General features: G+C 35.2%; 18 protein-coding genes. 12 read left to right on the forward strand and 6 right to left on the reverse strand.

Annotation, left to right across the window (positions count from 1 at the left end):
- Positions 1–12: 12 nt before the first annotated feature.
- The 5 genes from E0I61_RS04440 to E0I61_RS04460 form a co-directional block, all read right to left on the reverse strand.
- Positions 13–2,742: a BamA/OMP85 family outer membrane protein gene (locus E0I61_RS04440; protein WP_131990234.1), complete on the reverse strand. Its 2,730-nt coding sequence runs from the start codon at positions 2,740–2,742 to the stop codon at positions 13–15.
- Entirely contained in the window at positions 2,675–3,415 is a 741-nt protein-coding gene (locus E0I61_RS04445) for an isoprenyl transferase (RefSeq protein ID WP_132069647.1), read from the reverse strand. Before E0I61_RS04445 ends, E0I61_RS04440 begins: the two co-directional genes overlap by 68 nt.
- Positions 3,416–3,419: 4 nt before the next feature.
- Complete coding sequence (gene porG, locus E0I61_RS04450; RefSeq protein ID WP_132069649.1) at positions 3,420–4,103, reverse strand: type IX secretion system protein PorG; 684 nt, start codon at positions 4,101–4,103, stop codon at positions 3,420–3,422.
- 168 nt (positions 4,104–4,271) lie between these two features.
- Positions 4,272–5,156, reverse strand: coding sequence for an NAD kinase (locus tag E0I61_RS04455; RefSeq protein WP_132069651.1), 885 nt, complete (start codon positions 5,154–5,156; stop codon positions 4,272–4,274).
- Positions 5,157–5,234: 78 nt separating this feature from the next.
- Entirely contained in the window at positions 5,235–5,894 is a 660-nt protein-coding gene (locus E0I61_RS04460; protein WP_131990231.1) for a CBS domain-containing protein, read from the reverse strand.
- A gap of 113 nt (positions 5,895–6,007) precedes the next feature.
- Between E0I61_RS04460 and E0I61_RS04465 the strand changes: the two genes are divergently transcribed.
- From E0I61_RS04465 to E0I61_RS04520, 12 genes are all read left to right on the forward strand, one after another.
- Positions 6,008–6,721, forward strand: coding sequence for a pyridoxine 5'-phosphate synthase (locus E0I61_RS04465; RefSeq protein WP_132069653.1), 714 nt, complete (start codon positions 6,008–6,010; stop codon positions 6,719–6,721).
- A gap of 79 nt (positions 6,722–6,800) precedes the next feature.
- On the forward strand, positions 6,801–7,559 hold the full coding sequence (locus E0I61_RS04470) for an alpha/beta fold hydrolase (RefSeq protein WP_132069655.1): 759 nt from the start codon (positions 6,801–6,803) through the stop codon (positions 7,557–7,559).
- Between the two features lie 54 nt (positions 7,560–7,613).
- Positions 7,614–7,958, forward strand: a complete 345-nt coding sequence (locus E0I61_RS04475) for a phage holin family protein (protein ID WP_131990228.1) — start codon at positions 7,614–7,616, stop codon at positions 7,956–7,958.
- A gap of 87 nt (positions 7,959–8,045) precedes the next feature.
- Positions 8,046–8,417: a hypothetical protein gene (locus E0I61_RS04480; RefSeq protein WP_132069657.1), complete on the forward strand. Its 372-nt coding sequence runs from the start codon at positions 8,046–8,048 to the stop codon at positions 8,415–8,417.
- Between the two features lie 151 nt (positions 8,418–8,568).
- Positions 8,569–9,444 (forward strand): DUF3347 domain-containing protein, encoded by an 876-nt coding sequence (locus E0I61_RS04485; protein WP_132069660.1) that lies wholly within the window; start codon positions 8,569–8,571, stop codon positions 9,442–9,444.
- 20 nt (positions 9,445–9,464) lie between these two features.
- Positions 9,465–9,935, forward strand: coding sequence for a TlpA family protein disulfide reductase (locus E0I61_RS04490; RefSeq protein ID WP_132069662.1), 471 nt, complete (start codon positions 9,465–9,467; stop codon positions 9,933–9,935).
- Positions 9,936–9,941: 6 nt separating this feature from the next.
- Positions 9,942–10,472, forward strand: coding sequence for a heavy-metal-associated domain-containing protein (locus tag E0I61_RS04495; protein WP_132069664.1), 531 nt, complete (start codon positions 9,942–9,944; stop codon positions 10,470–10,472).
- Entirely contained in the window at positions 10,472–11,281 is an 810-nt protein-coding gene (locus E0I61_RS04500) for a hypothetical protein (RefSeq protein ID WP_132069666.1), read from the forward strand. Before E0I61_RS04495 ends, E0I61_RS04500 begins: the two co-directional genes overlap by 1 nt.
- A 98-nt stretch (positions 11,282–11,379) precedes the next feature.
- Positions 11,380–12,111 (forward strand): DUF3347 domain-containing protein, encoded by a 732-nt coding sequence (locus E0I61_RS04505; protein ID WP_132069668.1) that lies wholly within the window; start codon positions 11,380–11,382, stop codon positions 12,109–12,111.
- A gap of 1 nt (position 12,112) precedes the next feature.
- On the forward strand, positions 12,113–12,676 hold the full coding sequence (locus E0I61_RS04510) for a helix-turn-helix domain-containing protein (RefSeq protein ID WP_132069670.1): 564 nt from the start codon (positions 12,113–12,115) through the stop codon (positions 12,674–12,676).
- Between the two features lie 85 nt (positions 12,677–12,761).
- Positions 12,762–15,341, forward strand: coding sequence for a heavy metal translocating P-type ATPase (locus tag E0I61_RS04515; RefSeq protein ID WP_132069672.1), 2,580 nt, complete (start codon positions 12,762–12,764; stop codon positions 15,339–15,341).
- A 37-nt stretch (positions 15,342–15,378) separates the two neighbouring features.
- Complete coding sequence (locus tag E0I61_RS04520; protein WP_132069674.1) at positions 15,379–17,970, forward strand: multicopper oxidase domain-containing protein; 2,592 nt, start codon at positions 15,379–15,381, stop codon at positions 17,968–17,970.
- 494 nt (positions 17,971–18,464) lie between these two features.
- Here E0I61_RS04520 and E0I61_RS04525 read toward each other — a convergent pair whose 3' ends face one another.
- Positions 18,465–19,001 (reverse strand): DcrB/PsbP domain-containing protein, encoded by a 537-nt coding sequence (locus E0I61_RS04525; RefSeq protein WP_132069676.1) that lies wholly within the window; start codon positions 18,999–19,001, stop codon positions 18,465–18,467.
- Between the last annotated feature and the right edge of the window lie 36 nt (positions 19,002–19,037).

The following is a 19,037-nucleotide window of genomic DNA, read 5'->3' on the forward strand; positions in this document are numbered from 1 at the left end:
TAACCAATTTTTTTAGAACTGCTGTCCAATGATAAAATGGGTTTCCCATCCATTAGCTTTTGCTTGTCCTGGCAATGTATCAAAACCGTGTCCAAAATCAATTCCCAATAAACCAAATGCTGGCATAAATACACGTAAACCAACTCCAGCTGAGCGATTTAATGCAAATGGATTATAGCTTTTGAAATCCTTAAACGATGACCCTGCTTCTATAAATGCCAATGCGTAAATTGAAGCCGATGATTTTAGTGTTATAGGATAACGCAATTCCATTGAAAATTTATTAAAAACAGTAGCTCCGATTTGATCTCCTGTCTCATTTACAGGCGTCAACGAGTTGTTAGGATATCCTCTCAACTGTACTGTTTCTCTACCATCCATTGAATAATTTGCCAGTCCATCACCACCAAGATAGAATCGTTCAAAAGGAACAACACCTCTGTCTTGATTGTATGCTCCAAGGAAACCAAATTCTGTTAAAGTTCTAAGCACTAATTTACCATAAATTTTTGTATACCAGTCTGCTTTGAACTTTATTTTGTAATATTCTAACCAATTAAAACGCTCTTGATCTACTTTACTGATATTTGTTGCTGCAAGAGTATAATCAGTAACTTTATTCCCATTGGTGTCAATATAATCTCCTATTTGAACAATGTTTCCATTGGCATCCGGCACATTTTGGCGGTCAACAGTATTTTTTAATTTATATTCTTCTTTATCTCCTAATGTTGCATAATCTGTTCCGTTTAGCAATGAATAAGGAGGGGTTAATTTAGCTGAAATACTAAACTCCGATCCGTACGTTGGAAAAATTGGATTCACACCTTTATTACTTCTTGTTAATCCTATGGTATAAGCCATGTTTCTAGATGTTCCATCTCCAAAGGTAAATAATCCGGTATTGTAATTATTTAAATCATAATGTTGGTAACTTAAAGATTGTGACAATACAAAGAAATCATCTGGAACAGTCAGTCTTTTTGCTAAACCAACAGACAATGTCATGATATTAAAACTTTTAGTTTTATCCGCTTTTTGTGTAACAAAATTATTTAAAAATTGTTTACTGTACGATAACGAAGTACTAAATTGTACTGGTTTTTTTCCGCCAAACCAAGGTTCAGAAAATGAAACGCTATACGTTTGAAAGAAAGTACTGGCTTGTAAACGTAAAGAAACTTTTTGACCATCTCCCATAGGCAATGGCTTATACGAATCTTTGTTTAACATGTTTCTTGCTGAAAAGTTGTTAAACGATAGTCCAAGAGTACCGATGAAACCACCTCCGCCATAACCACCTTGAAGTTCAATTTGACTCGAACCTTTTTCTACAAGATTGTATTCAATATCAACTGTTCCCGCTCCCGAATCTACATTCTTGAACTTTGGATCAATCGCTTCCGGATCAAAAAATCCTAGTTGTCCAATTTCACGAATGGTTCTAACTAATTCTTCTTTGCTGTATTTTTCTCCTGGTTTTGTTCTTAATTCACGATAAATCACACGGTCATTTGTTTTGTCATTTCCAACAACAGTAATTTTGTTGAAATAAGCAATTGGTCCTTCAGTGATTCGTATTTCAAAATCAATAGTGTCATTTGCTGTTCTTACCTCAACGGCATTTATATTAGAAAATAAATAACCATTATTTTTATATAAATTGTCAATGTCTTCGCCATCAGGTTTTGATGCATCTGCAATTCTTTTTTGCAGCAGAACACCATTGTAGGTTTCTCCTTTTTTAACACCTAATATTCGGCTTAATCCTTGATCGGTATACACCGTATTCCCTAAAAATTTAATGTCTCCAAAGTAATATTTATTACCTTCTTCTACATTTATTTTAATTGATAATGCGTTCTTTTCTTTGTCAAAAGTTACAGAATCCGAAAGTATTCTGGCATCTCTGTATCCCTTTTCCTTATAAGCTGAAACTACTTTTTCTAAATCAGTTTTATATTTATCTTTTATAAACTTTGATGCTTTTAGAATGCGAATAGGATTTTTTTGTTTCGTTTCCTTCATCGCTTTTCGCAAAGCTTTGTCTGACATTTTTGTATTTCCTACAAAATCAATTTTTTGAATTTTTACTTTTTCCCCTTTGTCGATACTCACAAGCATATTCACTTGATTTACCGTCGAAGTATCTTTTACAGTGTTTATGTTTACTTTAGTATTATAGAAACCGTCCTTTTTGTATTTATTTTCTATGTAGTTTTTGGTGGTAGTAATCAAGTTTTCATTAACTACTTTCCCTTTATTTAGACTGTTGTCTTTTATTAAAGCTTCTGTTTTCGTTTTCTTAACGCCTACAAATTTTACTTGGTTTAATTTAGGTAACTCTACAATATTCAAATCAAGATAAATACTGTCATTCTGTACTTTATTTACATAAAATGAAATTTCATCGAAGAGACCCAGTTTTCCCAGTTTTTTTATAGCAGCACTGATTTCTTCACCAGGAATTGTTATTTCTTGTCCTTTTTCTAAACCTGAAAAAGTTACTACAGTTTGAGAGTTGAAACTAATATCTCCAACTACAGTCACATCGGCTAAAATGTATTTTTTCCCTTGATCAAAAGGAACTCTTTCTTGAGCTTTAACTTGTGTAAAACTTCCAAAAATCAAAACGGTAAGGACTATTTTTATGCTTTTATTTAACACTAAAAAATTATTTAATTTGTTCACTTGTTTTTCCAAATCTACGTTCTCTTTTTTGATAACTAATGATAGCCTCATATAAATCTTGTTCTTTAAAGTCTGGCCACAATATGTCAGTAAAATACAATTCTGAATAGGCAATCTGCCACAACAAAAAGTTACTTATCCTATGTTCTCCACTTGTTCGTATTAATAAATCTACGTCAGGTAAATTTTGCGTGTAAAGATGCTCATTAATAATGGAATCGTCAATAGTGTCTATTGAAATTATATTATTTTTAACTTTATTACAGATGTTTCTGACTGCGCTGACAATTTCTTCTCTAGAACCGTAGCTTAACGCCAGAGTCAAAGTCATTTGTGTATTGTCTTTAGTTTTATCAATAACATCAAGTAGTTCTTTTTGTGCTGATTTCGGTAATTTTTCTAAATTACCGATAGCATTCAGTTTGATGTTGTTTTTTTGGAGTGTTACAAGTTCTTTTTTTAAGGAGTTGATAAGCACTTTCATTAAAGTTTCAACTTCTAGTTTTGGTCTGTTCCAGTTTTCAGTGGAGAAAGCATATAAAGTAAGGAATTCGATGCCGAGCTTAGCGCTGGCTTCAATGATTGCTTTAACGGATTTTGTTCCGCTTTCATGACCTAAAGCTCTTAAAAGGCCTTGTTGTTTTGCCCAGCGGCCATTACCATCCATTATGATAGCCAAATGTTTTGGCAAGTTATTCTTGTTGATCGTCTCTAGTAAATTCATTTTTTTATTCTGCACAATAACAGGGTTTATTTCCAAAGGTATACGTTAAGGTAACTCCTGAAAAAACATACCAATCATTATTATTTATATTTCCAAATTGGAGTGTTTCCAAATTTTTATTTTTTGGATTACTTCCGTCTATATTATCCGTCAAAGTATATCTTGCGCCAACTTCTGCAGCCAATATTAAACTAGGAGTAATATTTGATTTTATTCCTAGAGTCATTGGCACTGCAAATGAACCTGTGTTTCTATCTTTTTTAGTTTCGCCGTTCAATACATACAATTCATCGTGTCTAAAATAACTTATGCCTGAATGCACATATGGAGTGATTTTAGTACTGGAATCATGAAGATCAAAATCAAAAAAGTTGAATTCAAGGCCTAAAGATACTTCTTTTATGCCGTTTTCAAAACGATAGCCCCTTTGGTTTCTACCGGCTTCTTTTGAATCTAAATCATTTGAAACGATTTTTGATTGTGTATAAGAAAATCGATAAGCATGTCTGGCACTTTTATTCCACTTGTATAGCAATCCGAAAGCAGGTTCATTTGGCGAAACATAAGTTGTAGGGCCAACATCTCCAATAAAATTGCTTCCGCCTAAAAACACACCAACCTCATGTATCTGAGCATGGAGAGCCATAAAAGGGAAAAAGCAAAAAAACAAATAAATTTTTTTGTTCATTTAATCAAAAATTGCGTGCAAATATAATAATTATCAATTCGATTCAATACCCATTGAGTTAAATGTGTGTTTTTTTAATAATTAACTGTTAAACGCACACTAAATGAATATTTGTTTCACTAAAACGGGAAAAATTGATAAAATCGTATAGCGTTTGATTAAAATGATTTAATTCCTCTTGTCTTCTCCCCAAAGTAATTTGCTGCGAAGTGTTTTCAAAAATGTTTCTTCGGGAATTTCGACCATGTTAATTTGAAAAGGGGTTTTCTTTAAAGTCAGAATCGATTCGTTTTTTATTGAGGTAACTCTGGAATCTAAGGAGACCAAATAGTATTCCTCTCTTCCCGAAACTTTTAATCGGATTTCAGTTTCATCCGGGACTACAAGTGGCCTGGCAGTAAGGTTATGAGGAGCAATAGGAGTAATGACTAAGCTTTTTACATCAGGGGTCAAAATTGGACCACCACAGCTAAGGGAATATCCTGTGGATCCTGTTGGTGTAGAAATGATTAAACCGTCAGCCCAATAGGAATTCAAAAACTCATCATTCAAGTACGTGTCAATCGTAATCATCGAAGTGGTGTCTTTTCGGCTGACCGTAATTTCATTCATGGCAAAATTGATTTCTTCAATGGATTCATTCGGAGGCGAGCACGTTAAACTCAATAATGCTCTTTTAGAAATCGTATATTTTTTATCAATTACAAATTGCATAAACGATGCAATATTCTCTTTTTGTACAGAAGCCAAGAAACCTAGCCTGCCTGCATTTATACCTAGAATTGGTATGCCGGAATCTCTGACTAATGTTGCGGCTCTTAGTATAGTTCCATCTCCGCCTATGCTTATCAGCATATCAAAACTAGCATCCAGCTCCGTATGGGATGTAAAAGTTTTGTATTTTTTTTCTACAATCTTCCGTTCGTTAAGCATCAATAAAAAATGAGACTCGATAATCATCTCTACATTGTTTTTGTTAAAAAAAACAAAGATGTCGTTTATGATGGGTTCTGTGCTGTTTTGATAATATTGACCGTAGATAGCTACTTTCATCTTTTTGTTTAATCGTTTAATGTTGATATGTTTATTTTGGCGCTTAATCGATTAAACAAATAATCGGTTAAACGAAAACTATATATTAAGGTATTTGTCTAAATAGTCAGAGCGCTCTTTTAAATTATTGATATAATTATCTTCTTGATGTTCCGATATGATTTCATAATTGTATCTTCTAAAAGTTTGAATGATTTCATTCATCGCGCCCAAAGTTATTTTTAAAGTTACTTCAACACTCTCAATATCCGCTTCAGAGATGAATAGCCCTAAAAGTTTTCCGTTATTGCTTTCTATAATTTGAGTAATTTGACTCATCGAATAATCCAAAACTCCTTTTTTGACAACAATGATTCCGCCTGGTTCTTTTAAAAATGGTGTTTCATGAAAAAATTTCATAATATCCTCTATTTCATAATACCCCACGTATGTATTGTTTTCGTCCAAAATGGGAACTAAATTGGTGTGGTTTTTTGCAAAAACTTCTAAAACATCCAGCCACATCGTATTTGTTCTGGTAAAAAAACCGTCTAGAGTAAATCGATAATCCGCTACTTTTTTATCACTGTCAAAAGTCTCTATATCTTCGGATGCAATACTGCCAATATAAATTCCCTCTTCAATAATTGGAAAATGAGAAAAGTGTAATTCACTAAAAAAGTCTTGAACAGTCGCAATAGAATCTTGGCTGTCAATGGCTTTAAAGTCATTGGTGATATATTCTGTAATTTCTGTCATAAATCAATCGGGAATATTTCATGCAAAATAATCAAAAATAAGCAAAATCTCCTAAGTTTTACTTTGTATTTTTGTTCCAATAAATACTAGTATCAAAATCAAAAAGTGTTCTAATGACAAAATTAAGTGTAAACATCAATAAAATAGCTACTTTGCGAAATGCTCGTGGAGGAAATGTTCCCGATTTATTAAAAGTAGCTACCGATATTCAAAAGTTTGGTGCCGAAGGAATCACCATTCATCCCCGTCCGGATGAGCGCCACATTCGCTATCAAGATGCCCGAGATTTAAAGTCTATCGTTTACACCGAATATAATATTGAAGGAAATCCAGAGAAAACCTTTATCAATCTGGTTCTCGAAATAAAACCGACGCAAGTGACTTTGGTGCCGGATGCAATCGATGCCATAACGTCAAATGCAGGTTGGGATACCATAAAACACGCTGCATATTTAACCGAAATCGTTCAGGAATTTCAACGCAACGGAATCAGAACTTCCATTTTTGTAGATCCTGTTCTCGAAATGATTGAAGGCGCGAAAAAAATTGGAACCGAAAGAATCGAATTGTACACAGAGGCATTTGCACATCAATACGGTTTAGGAAATCCAGATGGAATAAAACCGTATACGGAATCAGCAATTTTAGCCAATGAATTAGGACTAGGAATCAATGCAGGTCACGATTTGAGTTTAGATAACATTCAGTTTTTCAAACAAAATATTCCGGGATTACTAGAAGTTTCCATTGGTCACGCACTGATTTCCGAAGCCATTTATCTGGGATTGGATAATGTGGTGAATATGTATTTGCAAAAATTAAAATAATTTTTTTTGAATATTGATTGACGAATTATGAATGCAGAAATCTGCAATCTAAAATCGTTAATCTGCAATCTAAAATCAAATGTTATACTCAAAAATAGAAGGCTCAGGGCAACCGCTTTTAATTCTCCACGGATTTCTGGGAATGTCTGATAATTGGAAAACACTCGGAACGCAATTTGCGGCTGATTTTCAGGTTCACATACTGGATTTACGCAACCACGGCCGAAGCTTACATTCAGAAGAATTTAGTTATGAAGTGATGGTTCAAGATGTCTTCGAGTATTGCGAAGCCAATAATTTAGAAAACATCAATGTCATCGGGCATTCCATGGGCGGGAAAGTAGCGATGCTTTTGGCAACGACACATCCGGAATTGGTTGATAAACTTATTGTTGCTGACATCGGACCAAAATTTTATCCGCAACACCATCAGGATATTTTGGTGGGACTGAATGCCGTTGATTTTTCATTAAAACCAAGCCGAAACGAAGTCGAAGAAATCATGGCCAGTTATGTCCCTGATTTTGGAACCAGACAATTCTTAATGAAAAATTTATTTTGGCAGGAGCCAGGACAACTCGCCTTCCGATTTAATTTGGAAGTTTTTAACAGAAAAATGGATGAAATTGGAATTCCTTTACCTGAAGGATTCATTTTCGAGAAACCAACGTTGTTCATTCGAGGCGGAAATTCCAATTATATTCTGGACAGTGATTTTGAAAACATAAAACAACATTTCCCTGATTCAAGCATCGAAACGATTCCTAATGTAGGGCATTGGCTTCATGCCGAAAACCCAACCGAATTTTACCAAAAAGTGACTTCTTTTTTGAAATAAACGTAATAATTTTAAATTTTCACTACATTTATTAAAACTTTAAAACAAAAATTCATGAATTTACTGATTAAAATTCTTATCACTTCGGGCTTAGTATTACTAATTGCGAACTTTATGCCGGGTGTTCGTGTAGCAGGATTTACTACAGCATTAATCGTAGCAATTGTTCTAGGGTTACTTAATATATTTATCAAACCAATATTGGTAATACTTACATTGCCGGTTACTATTATTACTTTAGGATTGTTTTTATTGGTTATTAATGCACTTATGATTTTGTTATGTACAAAAATTGTTGGCGGATTTAGTGTCGATACGTTTTGGACGGCCTTGTTCTTTAGTATCATATTGTCAGTATTACAGTCCATAATGAATGGGATATTGGGAGAAGGAAAATAAAGATTTGTTTTTAACACGTATTTGTGAATGAATTAATTTACAGTATTTGTTAATTTTATAACTTTGCAAATCTATATAAGATAAACAATGTCTAAAAATTTTTACATAGTGTTATTAGTTGTGCTTGGTTTCTTTATGACACCAAGCGCGGCTTTTGCATGTGGAACAAAAACGGAGAAGGCATGTTGCAAAAAAGAATCTCCTTCGAAAAAGGAGAAAAAAGAATGTTGTAAAAAAGAACAGTCTTCAAAAGAGAAATCTCATGATGGTTGTAATGGAGCTTGTAAGGATGTTTCTTGTAATAGCTCAACTGTTTACTTGGGTCTGACTTCATTGTTTTATACCGAATTGAATAATCAACTCTTCAGTTTTTCTACTGAAAAACAAAATTACTATTATTCAGAAATCTTTATTTCTTCCGATTTCCGTTCTATTTGGCTTCCACCTAAAATAAGCTAAATTCCTTTATGACAGCCAAAAGACTGTCCAATTCAAAGCATTTATGCTTTACAATCATTAAATTTTAGTCGAATATAATTTGAAATATAGCGAAACAGGCTATTGTTTTCAATGTTTTTTGCGACTAATTCACCTCAAAATTATTCATATAATGAACTCAATAAAAAGAGTATTGATGGCAATAATCCTATTGCTTTCAGTTACAATTGCAAGCGCGCAAATTAAAAACGGTAAAACAGAAACGGTAAAAATATACGGTAACTGTGACATGTGTAAAAGCAAGATAGAAACTGCCGGAAACCTGAAAAAAGTGGCAAAAGTCGAGTGGAATAAAGATTCTAAAATGGCAACACTTACGTATGATTCCTCTAAAACGAGTCAGGACGAAATCTTGAAACGCATTGCTTTAGCCGGTTATGACAGCGATAAATTTCTAGCTCCGGATGCTACTTATGACGCATTACATGGATGTTGTCAATATGAAAGAGAAGCAAAAGTAGCCGTTTCAACAGAGATGAAAATGGAAAGTGCTGCTGCAGAAAATCATGCAAACCACGCCAATCACTCTGATAATACGGTTGCAAAACAACAAGTGGATACTAAATTAAAAGCTGTTTTTGACAACTATTTTTTATTGAAAGATGCTTTGGTAAAAACTGACGGAAACAATGCTTCTTTAAAAGCGAAGGATTTATTATCGGCAATCAATTCCGTGAAAATGGAAACTCTAAAATCGGAGGAACATATTGTTTGGATGAAAGAAATGAACGGTTTAATGGCTGGTGCCAAGAATATTTGGGAAACTCAAGACATCAAACGTCAAAGAGAATTTTTCATTCCTTTTTCAAAATCCATTTACGAATTGATAAAAGTGGCTAAATATGAAACTCCGGTTTATCTTCAGTTTTGTCCTATGGCAAATGGTGGTAAAGGCGCAAACTGGTTGAGTAAAGAGAACGCGGTTAAAAACCCATATTACGGTTCTCAAATGATGACTTGCGGAAAAACGGTCGAAACGATTCAATAACTGTTTAAAAAGAATATAACATGAAAAAAATAATGCTGCTATTCAGTTTGATAATCAGTATTTCAATTGCAACTGCCCAAATGAAAATGGGAGACAGTTTGCCTGATTTTCAACTTAAAAATAATAAAGAGACAACAATAAATTTGACTTCTCTGAAAGGTAAAACAGTCTTGATTGACTTTTGGGCTTCTTGGTGCGCGCCTTGTAGACTGGCTAATAAAAAGTTGGCTCCTTTATACAATCAATATAAAAATGACAACTTCGAAATTGTTGGGATATCGCTGGATACGGACAAAACGAAGTGGATGAATGCCATTCAAAAAGATAAATTAGCATACGAGCAATTAATCGATGCTAAAGGTTTTGATGCTAAATCAGCACTGCTTTTTGGAGTAGAAGAATTACCCAATTCGTATTTATTTGATGCTTCAGGAAAATTAGTTGCCATCAATCCTACAGAGGAACAAATAATTATGCAAATAAAAAAATAAAACAAAATGAAAAATATAAATTTGAAATTCATTGGTATTGCTTGTTTGGTTTTAATGACAAGTGTAAAATCCTATTCTCAAATATCAAAAGCAGAAATAATTGCTACAGGTTTAACGTGTTCCATGTGTTCCAATGCGATAAACAAACAACTGAAAGCAACCGTTGGTGTGGATAGCGTGAGTACTGATTTGAACACGAATACCTTCACGGTTTATTTTAAAAAAGAAAGTAAAATAATGCCAAGAGTACTGAAAGAAGGCGTTGAAAAAGCAGGCTTTTTTATCGGTTCATTAGTAATTACAATGCCTGCAGAAAGCTTTGAAACCGAAGGCGATAATACCATTTCAGTAAACGGTTCTACTTTCGTTTTATTGAATGAAGAACTTAAAAACAGTAACGGTGAAATAAAAGTAAGGGTTTTTGATAAAGGATATGTCACTCAAAAAGAGCATAAAAAACTGCTTAAAACGTTTTCAAAAACAGCGTCATATCCATTGGATAACGAAGACGATTACCATATCAAAACTGTAATTTAATGAGAAAATTTTTAATCGTATTTACGTTTTTTCTTATTCAAGGAATATCGGCTCAGGAACTTTTTGTGGTAACTGATCCGGCAAGTAATGTTCCTGCGGGTTCATTAGGAGTTCGTTTGGGACAATCCATTTTTAAGGAACAAATGAAATCAGGATATAGTTATCATGTAATGCCCGAAGTTACTTGGGGTATCAATAAGAATTTGATGGTTAGAACATCAATGTTTGTGAGCAATAGAAGTAATCAGTTGGTTACTGAAGGCGCCAGTTTTTATACTAAATATCGTTTCCTTTCTACGGATGATTTGCAGAGTCATTTTCGAATGGCAGCATTTGGGAGATATAGTTTTAATAATGCCGATATCCATCAGGAACAGATAGAAATCATGGGGCATAATACTGGTTTTGAAACGGGAATTGTTGCTACGCAGCTTATAAAAAAGGTAGCCATAAGCGCTTCTGTCAGTTTTGAAAAAGCATTTGATAATAAACCAGATTATAGATTTCCTGAAGCACAAAGTGATAACGCCACTAATTATACATTGTCGTTTGGAAGACTGATGTATCCAAAAAAATACACTAATTTTAAACAAACAAATATCAATACAATGGTTGAGTTTGTTGGGCAGACATTAAACGAAAAAGGGAAATCATATTTGGATATTGTGCCTTCCATTCAATTTATCATCAACAGCCAAGCACGAATTGATGTAGCTTACAGGCATGAATTATACAGTTCTATGTTGCGGTCTGCACCAAATGGATTTTATCTGAATTTAGAATATAACTTTTTCAATGTTTCAAAATAAAACAAGTGATAATCAGCACCAAATGGATTTTTAAAAAAGAGTCGTCAAACACTACAGCAATTCGCTGTAATAATTAAACAATTAAATAATTTATTAAAATGAAAAATACAATCCTATCAATAATCACATTAGCATTAGTATCCGTTTCTTGCAATCAAAAAAATAAAGAAACAGAAGCTGATACATCAGTTGCAACCAAAACGACTTCGGAATTGTATTCGTGTCCGATGCATCCTGAAGTTACCGGTAAAAAAGGAGCAGAATGTACTGAATGTGGTATGGAACTAACAGAAAAAGTGACGCAAATGCCAAAAACGGAAAATAATGATCCGATTACTACAGCTGTTAAAACGGAAAATACTGCTGTAACCACTAAAACAATTGCTGAATCTTCGTTTACAATTAATGAAATAGTAAGCAGCTATTTAAAGCTTAAAAATGCATTGGTAAAAGATGATTCTAAAGGGGCTGCCAATGCTGGAAAAGCATTATATGCTACTTTTAACAAAGTAAATTCTAATACCATTTTAGAAAAAAAACTGAAAAATAAATACAATGATATTGTTGCTGATGCAAAGGAGCATGTGAAACATATTGGTGATAACGCAGGAAAAATGGATCATCAAAGAGAATATTTTGCCCTGTTGAGCAAAGATATGAATGATTTAATAAAAACTTTTGGAACAGATCAAAAGCTATATCAAGCGTATTGTCCAATGTATAATGAAGGGAAAAACGGTTATTGGATTTCTGAAACCAAAGAAATTAGAAATCCGTATTTCGGTTCTGAGATGTTGAATTGCGGTAGAATTGTAGAAACTGTAAAATAAGATTTTGAAATTACATATAAAAAATATGGTTTGCAACCGATGTATAATGGTAGTGAAGTCTGAACTGGAAAAGTTTGGACTTCATGCTATTTCGGTTGAATTAGGGGAAGTGGAAATTTCTGAAGACTTGAATAAAAGAAAAGAGCAGGAGCTTAATGAGAAATTAGTAGCCTTAGGTTTTGAAATTATCGATGATAAAAAAAGCCGAGTGGTAGAAAAGGTAAAAAATCTGATTGTAGAATTAGTGCATTTCAAAGACAATCGTTTTAAAACTAATTTGTCAGATTATATAGTAGCTGCTATTGGGCAAGATTACAGCTATATCAGTAATCTTTTTTCGTTGCAAGAAATCACTACTATTGAGCAATATTATATCCTTCAAAAAATTGAAAGAGTCAAAGAATTAATTGTTTATGACGAATTTAGTTTGAATGAAATTGCCTTTCAACTCAATTACAGCAGTGCCTCACACTTAAGTAAACAATTTAAAAAAGTAACAGGTTTGACACCTACTTTTTTCAAAAACTTGAAAGAACAGAAACGACATCCTCTCGACAATCTATAAAAGATACAAAAGAGAACCAGAATTGTATAAGAGTTAAAGTTGTATTCAGGAGGAACTTTGTATAAATAATTTAATATACAATATCATGACGCATACATATAACATTACAGGAATGAGTTGTGACGGTTGCCGTTCCAAAGTCGAAAAAACATTGAATGCAGTTGAAGGGATTCAGGCAACAATTACTTTGGATCCGCCAATAGCGACAATAACAATGGATAAACACATTCCGATTACTCAATTACAAGAGGCTTTAACTGCAGCCGGAAACTACACAATTACAATGAATAATGCGGTTGATTCTCACGGAACTAGTGAGAAGCCAATCGAGAAGTCATGTTGCAGTTCTGTAAAACAAGAGGATAAGCCAATCGAGAAATCATGTTGCAGTTCCAATAAATCACAAGATAAATCAACAATAATTTTACCCAGTAACGCGCAAGGCAAATACTATTGTCCGATGCATTGTGAGGGCGAAAAAGTCTATGATAAACCTGGAAGTTGCCCAGTTTGCGGAATGAATCTGGAAAAAGTTCCAGAATTGAGTTTGGCAAAAACAATGTACACCTGTCCCATGCATCCCGAAGTAATCAAAGACGGTCCCGGTTCTTGTCCGATTTGCGGGATGGATTTAGTGCCAATGGAGCCCACCGATTCTGAAGAAAATAAGGTGTATAATGACTTGGTGCGCAAAATGAAAATAGCGGTAGTTTGTACGGTTCCTATTTTTATTATTGCCATGTCAGATATGATTCCGAATAATCCATTAATTAAAATTATGGATACGGCAAACTGGAATTGGGTGCAATTAGTACTTTCGCTTCCTGTCGTTTTTTATGCCTGTTGGATGTTTTTTGAGCGCGCTTGGAAATCAATTGTTACTTGGAATCTCAATATGTTTACCCTTATCGGAATTGGTTCCGGTGTAGCTTTTCTGTTTAGTTTGGTTGGATTATTTTTCCCCGCTATTTTCCCGGACGAATTTAAAACCCATGACGGAGCCGTTTCGCTCTATTTTGAAGCAACAACGGTGATATTAACATTGGTTTTATTGGGGCAATTACTCGAAGCCAGAGCACACAGCCAAACCAGTGGAGCGATAAAAGAATTGTTGAAATTAGCACCAACCGAAGCTGTTTTGGTACGCGATGGAAAAGATACGGTTATCTCGATTCACGATATCAAAAAAGGCGATTTATTGCGTGTGAAACCCGGAGATAAAATTCCGGTGGATGGAAAAATCACCGATGGTGAAAGTACTATTGACGAATCGATGATTACAGGCGAACCCATTCCTGTTGATAAAAAAATAGGCGACAGCATTAGTTCCGGAACAATAAATGGAAATAAATCCTTTGTGATGATTGCTGAAAAAGTAGGTTCAGAAACCTTGCTTTCGCAAATTATACAAATGGTCAATACTGCCAGCAGATCTAAAGCACCGATTCAAAAACTAGCGGATAAAATAGCTAAATATTTTGTGCCAATTGTGGTTTTTGTATCTGTAATTACTTTTTTTGTTTGGGCACAATTTGGTCCTGAACCCGCAATGGTTTATGGATTTATTAATGCGATTGCTGTATTGATAATTGCCTGTCCATGCGCTTTAGGATTAGCCACGCCCATGTCAGTGATGGTGGGTGTTGGGAAAGGAGCGCAATCAGGAGTTTTGATAAAAAACGCCGAAGCATTGGAAAATATGAATAAAGTGAATGTGCTGATTACGGATAAAACAGGAACAATCACCGAAGGAAAACCTTCGATTGAAAAAGTATTCTCCTTAAATAATGACGAAGATTCTTTGTTGCAAAGCATTGCATCTTTAAATCAGTACAGCGAACATCCTTTGGCGCAAGCCGTAGTAAATTTTGCGAAAGCGAAAGCAGTTTCATTAATCGAAGTAAAGGATTTTGAAGCGATTTCCGGAAAAGGAGTTATTGGAACAGTAACCAACAAAAAAGTGGCGCTCGGAAATAAAAAATTGATGGAGCAGGTGAATGCCACGGTTTCCGAAGAATTAGAAAATAAAATCACAGCCGAACAAAAACTGGGAAAAACGGTTTCTTATATTTCAGTTGACGGAATTGCGGTGGGATTTGTATCGATAACTGACGCTATAAAAGCAACAAGTATCGAAGCCATAAAAGAATTAATGCGTCAGGGAGTTGAAGTAATTATGCTAACGGGCGATAATGAAAACACGGCAAAAGCAGTGGCGACACAATTGAATTTAAGTTCATTTAAAGCGAGTTGTTTGCCCGAAGACAAGTTGAAAGAAATTAAGCGACTGCAAGCCGAAGGGAAAATTGTAGCCATGGCAGGCGACGGAATAAACGATGCCCCGGCTTTGGCGCAAGCCGATATTGGAATTGCTATGGGAACCGGAACGGATGTCGCCATTGAAAGTGCTAAAATTACTTTGGTAAAAGGAGACTTGCAAGGCATTGTCAAAGCCAAGAATTTAAGTCATGCCGTGATGCGAAATATCAAGCAAAATTTATTCTTTGCTTTTTTCTATAATGTATTGGGAATTCCAATTGCCGCGGGTGTTTTGTATCCTTTTTTTGGGGTGTTGCTTTCGCCAATGATTGCGGCTTTGGCCATGAGTTTCAGTTCGGTTTCCGTAATTGTCAATGCGTTGCGATTGCGCGGTTTAAAACTTTAAAGAAAATAGTTAAGAGATTCTTTGGAAATTAAAAAATATGAAAAATACGACACTACTACTTGTATTCCTGATGCTTATTTCTGCTTTTGCAAAAGCAGAAAATAAAAATGGAATTACGATTTCCAGAAAAGCATCCATTTTTCAAACACAGCCTGTAATGTACACTTGTGTAATGCACCCGGAAATTCATGCGAATAAACCCGGGAAATGCCCCAAATGCGGGATGGATTTAATTAAAGAGAAAGCAAAACCAGTAAAAAAACCAGTAAAAAAAGCAGTTGCCAAAAAACAAGTGCCAAAAGCAATTGTTAAAAAGCAAATGCCGTTGCGAACCAGCGTGAATCAAACCAAAGCGGCAAGTGCGGATACGCATCAAAATCATGTGGCTACTCCTATAGACAGCATCACAGTGAAAGCAGAGCCCATTAAAAGAACAGCGAAAAATGCACCGCCTAGAACCGTTCGGTATGATTTATATGTTCGCGATACCATTGTCACTTTTGGCGATACGCCTAAAAGAGCAATAGCGGTAAACGGACAAATTCCGATGCCAACACTCACCTTTACTGAAGGCGATATTGCCGAAATTTATGTACACAACGAATTAAATGAAGACACTTCGTTGCATTGGCACGGATTGTTTTTGCCTAATAAAGAAGACGGTGTGCCTAATTTGACACAAATGCCAATCAAACCGCATACCACGCATAAATATACCTTTCCAATTATCCAGCACGGAACGCATTGGTATCACAGTCATACGGGTTTGCAGGAACAAATTGGGATGTACGGTTCTTTTATCATGAATAAAAAATCGGATGATACAACGTTTAGAAAAGGAATTGATGATTTACCAACCGTTCCAATTATGCTGAGCGAATGGACGGATCTGAACCCGAATAATGTCCATCGGATGTTGCACAATGCGACGGATTGGTTTGCGATTCAAAAAGGAACTACGCAAAGCTATGCCGAAGCCATAAAAGCGGGACATTTCAAGACAAAAGCCACCAACGAATGGAAACGGATGAACGCCATGGACGTAAGTGATGTGTATTACAATAAATTCCTGATTAACGGAAAAAATGAAAGTCAACTTTCACAGTTCAAGGCGGGTGATAAAGTGCGATTGCGGATTGCCAATGGCGGCGCCTCTACCTATTTTTGGCTAACGTATGCCGGTGGGAAAATAACCGTGGTGGCCAGTGATGGAAATGATGTGGAGCCAGTTGAAGTGGATCGTTTGATTGTTGCGGTATCCGAAACCTATGATGTTGTTGTGACTATTCCTGCTGAGAAGACCGCTTTTGAATTTTTAGTCACTTCGGAGGATCGGACAAAATCCGCTTCGTTGTATTTAGGAGACGGTATCAAGCAATTGATTTCGCCTTTGCCAAAATTAAAATATTTTGAAGGAATGAAAATGATGAATGGCATGATGAAAATGAATGGCGATTTAGATGACATGGGCATGAAAATGTCGCTGAATCAAATGGACATGAATGTGGTGATGTATCCTGAAATTACTGGAAATAGTCAAAAATTGAAAGTCAAAAGTCAAAAGGAAGCGGATCATGCGAATCATAATCAGTATGACTCTAATGCACTTTCAGATATCACGACCTTGAACTATGCGATGTTAAAATCACCCACTAAAACAACGCTTCCAAAAGACGCACCGGTAAAGGAATTGCGGTTTGAATTATCAGGAAACATGAATCGCTACGTGTGGAGTCTGGACAATAAAGTGGTTTCGGAAGCCGATAAAATTCTAATTAAAAAGGGCGAAAACGTCCGGATTGTGCTCTTCAACGGTTCGATGATGCGCCATCCCATGCATTTACACGGACATGATTTTAGAGTGCTCAACGGAAAAGAAGCATACGCACCGCTGAAAAACATCATCGACATTATGCCGATGGAAACTGATACGATTGAGTTTAATGCAAATGTTAAAGGCGATTGGTTTTTTCATTGTCACATTCTCTATCACATGATGGCGGGAATGGGAAGGGTTTTTAGTTATGAAAATCAAGAGCCAAATCCTTTGATTCCAAATCCAAAATTAGCGCAACGCAAATTATTCGCTGATGACAGAGCTTTTCATGTGATGGCCGAAAATGATTTTGCCACCAATGGAAACGATGGAATGCTGATGATTCAAAACACGCGTTGGAGTATTGGTACCGAATGGCGTTTGGGGTATAAAAATCATCATGGGTATGAAACCGAAACGCACATTGGACGTTACATTGGAAAAATGCAATGGTTGATGCCGTTCATTGGTTTTGACTGGCGGTATCGAAAAATGGAAATGGGAGAAATGGAAGAAAATCTTTTTGGTCAAACCAATACCAAAGACAATCGTGCCGTTTTTAGTGTCGGAGTCGAATATACGTTGCCCATGCTCATCAAAGCACAAGCAGAAGTCTATACCGACGGGAATTTCAGGTTACAATTTGAACGCATGGATATTCCGGTTTCCAAAAGATTGCGCATGAATTTAATGTGGAATACGGACAAAGAATACATGGCGGGTTTGCGTTATATTGTAAAAATAAATTTTGGAATTACTACGCATTATGACAGTGATATGGGAATGGGTTTTGGATTGAGCTTGAATTATTAAAGGAGTGAAAATGGAGATTTCAGGTAGTGTTTCGTTTCTAATAGTTTATCATGACTGATAATGCCGTTCGCAAAGTCTTTGCGAGGAACGAAGCAATCTCATTTAGTAGATCCGTTCCAATGATCGAGTAGATCTGCTCACTCATGTTAGTGTGTTTGCTTCGTTCCTCGCAAGGACTCTGATTGTAGATTTGTATTGGATGCTCCTCACGCCGTACGAAGTCTTCTGACTTTGTGCCCAATCCTGTATGCCGATAATATTTTATATTCACTATACTGTTTGCTTGTTATTCTGGGCGCAAAGTCAGAGACGTTTGCAGCATTAACGATAAATTTATGCGTTGAATGAACACTTTGCAGAGCTGGGCGTTCCCACGCTTCAAGCTGTTTGCAGACTTTATAGAAGGATATTTTCTGCTGAACGAAAATAGGAAATAAAACGGTAATTCCACTAAATCCGCAAATCGCTTGAAACGTGTGTTGGCAGGAGCAATTTTATTTAGTTTTAAGGGAAGTTACAATTTCATCTGCTGACTTTTCCCAATTAACTCGCAGTTTTTCAATGCAATTAAATGTGAATAATAAAATTTTTCCATCAACAATTGTGAAAAAGTAATAATTAAAAATTTTTTGATCAATTGCTTGTGTTATAAATTTAAAATATCCAACTTTCTTTCCATTAATAACTTTTACGCCACCATTTAAAACTTTTAAATCAGGTCTGTTTTTTTTTAACTGTTCAATTTGGAAATCTTTCCATAAGCCCAATTGACTTTCTGATGCAGACTGGTTTGTTGTGTCCGCAACAAGATTGACTCCTCCATTTTTATCTGATACTACAAATGTTGGTTTTGGTTTGTTTTGATATTTAAATGCCCACATTTCATCAGTCATTTTAGTTAATTCTGTCGGGGAATTAAATTCGACTTTTCCATTTAGTAAATTCACTTTTTCCATTTTAATTTGGGCAAAACTTATAAATGGAATTAATACAGCAACTAATAAAATTGATTTTAAATTGTTTTTTCTCATTCTGTTTTATATACGATTTTTGTTATTGTTTCTGTC

Source organism: Flavobacterium ranwuense, assembly GCF_004349315.1.
Taxonomy (GTDB): Bacteria; Bacteroidota; Bacteroidia; order Flavobacteriales; family Flavobacteriaceae; genus Flavobacterium; species Flavobacterium ranwuense.

Bases quoted from the DNA above. Each gene is read 5' to 3' on its own strand.
- E0I61_RS04445 (WP_132069647.1), bottom strand. From the start codon at position 3,415: ATGAATTTACTAGAGACGATCAACAAGAATAACTTGCCAAAACATTTG.
- E0I61_RS04525 (WP_132069676.1), bottom strand. From the start codon at position 19,001: ATGAGAAAAAACAATTTAAAATCAATTTTATTAGTTGCTGTATTAATT.
- E0I61_RS04465 (WP_132069653.1), top strand. From the start codon at position 6,008: ATGACAAAATTAAGTGTAAACATCAATAAAATAGCTACTTTGCGAAAT.
- E0I61_RS04440 (WP_131990234.1), bottom strand. From the start codon at position 2,742: ATGAGGCTATCATTAGTTATCAAAAAAGAGAACGTAGATTTGGAAAAA.
- E0I61_RS04475 (WP_131990228.1), top strand. From the start codon at position 7,614: ATGAATTTACTGATTAAAATTCTTATCACTTCGGGCTTAGTATTACTA.
- E0I61_RS04515 (WP_132069672.1), top strand. From the start codon at position 12,762: ATGACGCATACATATAACATTACAGGAATGAGTTGTGACGGTTGCCGT.
- E0I61_RS04520 (WP_132069674.1), top strand. From the start codon at position 15,379: ATGAAAAATACGACACTACTACTTGTATTCCTGATGCTTATTTCTGCT.
- E0I61_RS04455 (WP_132069651.1), bottom strand. From the start codon at position 5,156: ATGAAAGTAGCTATCTACGGTCAATATTATCAAAACAGCACAGAACCC.
- E0I61_RS04495 (WP_132069664.1), top strand. From the start codon at position 9,942: ATGAAAAATATAAATTTGAAATTCATTGGTATTGCTTGTTTGGTTTTA.
- E0I61_RS04480 (WP_132069657.1), top strand. From the start codon at position 8,046: ATGTCTAAAAATTTTTACATAGTGTTATTAGTTGTGCTTGGTTTCTTT.
- E0I61_RS04505 (WP_132069668.1), top strand. From the start codon at position 11,380: ATGAAAAATACAATCCTATCAATAATCACATTAGCATTAGTATCCGTT.
- E0I61_RS04490 (WP_132069662.1), top strand. From the start codon at position 9,465: ATGAAAAAAATAATGCTGCTATTCAGTTTGATAATCAGTATTTCAATT.
- E0I61_RS04470 (WP_132069655.1), top strand. From the start codon at position 6,801: ATGTTATACTCAAAAATAGAAGGCTCAGGGCAACCGCTTTTAATTCTC.
- E0I61_RS04485 (WP_132069660.1), top strand. From the start codon at position 8,569: ATGAACTCAATAAAAAGAGTATTGATGGCAATAATCCTATTGCTTTCA.
- porG (WP_132069649.1), bottom strand. From the start codon at position 4,103: ATGAACAAAAAAATTTATTTGTTTTTTTGCTTTTTCCCTTTTATGGCT.
- E0I61_RS04460 (WP_131990231.1), bottom strand. From the start codon at position 5,894: ATGACAGAAATTACAGAATATATCACCAATGACTTTAAAGCCATTGAC.
- E0I61_RS04500 (WP_132069666.1), top strand. From the start codon at position 10,472: ATGAGAAAATTTTTAATCGTATTTACGTTTTTTCTTATTCAAGGAATA.